Source organism: Acetoanaerobium pronyense, from assembly GCF_017874355.1.
Taxonomy (GTDB): domain Bacteria; phylum Bacillota; class Clostridia; order Peptostreptococcales; family Filifactoraceae; genus Acetoanaerobium; species Acetoanaerobium pronyense.
Genome location: NZ_JAGGLI010000077.1, coordinates 1 through 1,526, shown reverse-complemented (window position 1 = coordinate 1,526; position 1,526 = coordinate 1). Strand labels below are relative to the sequence as shown.

The window sequence follows — 1,526 nt, the reverse complement described above, 5'->3', positions numbered from 1 at the left end:
TTACTGACAGGAGGACTGACTTTGAAAGGAATATTTATGTTTGCTGAAATTAAAAGACTTAGAAATCTCAAATTGAAAAAAACTCAAGTTTCAAAAAAATTAGGAATAGACTATAAGACTGTTACAAAGTACTGGAATATGAAAGAAGATGAATATTTAAAACTTTTAGATGCATCAAAATCTAGATATAAGAAAGTAGATATATATAAAGAAGAAATCCTAAGCTGGATTGAAGAGTTCCCTGATATGTCAGCAGCTCAAGTATATGATTGGCTTCATGAGAGATATGAAATTCTTGATTTTAAGGAAAGAACTCTAAGAAACTATATACACAATTTAAGAGAGACTCATAATATAAAAAAGCAAGTTTCTGTAAGGCAATATCAAGAAGTTGAAGAGTTACCATTTGGACAACAAGCTCAAGTTGATATGGGAGAAATATGGCTAAGTCGCCATGATAAGACAAAGATTAAGGTATATTGTTTTGCAATGGTACTTTCTAATTCAAGGTATAAGTTTGCACTCTGGCAAGAAAGGCCATTTACTACAAACACTTTCATACTGGCCCATAAGCTTGCATTTGAGTTCTTTGGTGGAATGCCAAAAGAAATTGTATATGACCAAGATAGAATACTTTCTGTTTCTGAGAATAATGGGGATTTAATATTAACCGAAGGTTTTAAAAACTTTTTAGATGTTGCAAAATTTAAGATATATCTTTGTAGAGCTTTCGATCCTGAAAGCAAGGGTAAAGTGGAATCTGTAGTTAAATATCTAAAATATAATTTTGCTAAAAATAGACCATTTTCTGGTATTGAAAACTTGAATTATGAGTGTTTAAAGTGGCTTAGCCGAAGAGGCAATGGAAAAGTTCATGAAACAACAAAGAAGGTACCTAAAGAGGTGTTTGCTCTAGAAAAGGAACACCTGCTTCAAGTACCATCTTCAATCAAATTTCTAGATATAAAATCTAGTAATAGTTTAATATATAGCGTTAGAAAAAACAATACTATTTCTTTCAAACAAAATAGATATGAACTTCCCCTTGGAACATACTTTCCTTCAAGGCAGGTTGAAATAATAATTAGAGAATCAAAGATGGATATATTTTGTTTGGAAACTAGGCAGCTAATAGCAACACATACTTTAGATTTTGGGAAAGGTAATTTAGTTAAACTTCCTAATAAACTTTTAGAAGATAAGGAAAGACGAAAGTCTATTGAAGAATTTTATGATAACGCTTTAAAATCACTTGGATATACAGAGGATGCAAAAACATTTTTAGATGTTGTAAAGGTTGAAAAGGCTAGATATTTTAAAGAACAATTTTCATTAATAGTAAAAAGCTGTAAAGGTTATGATAGTAAAGTTATTGAGAAATCTATTAAATATTGTATAGATAAAAATCTTTACTCAGCAACATATTTAAAGGATGCAATAAAGTATTTCGGCGTAAAAGAAATATATGTAGAAAATTTAATAGATAGTAAAATTAAATATCCTAAAAGTGATATTTCTTCCAAAGT

General features: G+C 29.4%; 1 protein-coding gene. It reads left to right on the top strand.

All coding sequences use genetic code 11. The annotated features are described in order from the left end of the window. Positions 1–21: 21 nt before the first annotated feature. Positions 22–1,526: IS21 family transposase (gene istA / locus J2Z35_RS14540; RefSeq protein WP_209662124.1), on the top strand; the 1,505-nt coding region annotated here is incomplete at its 3' end.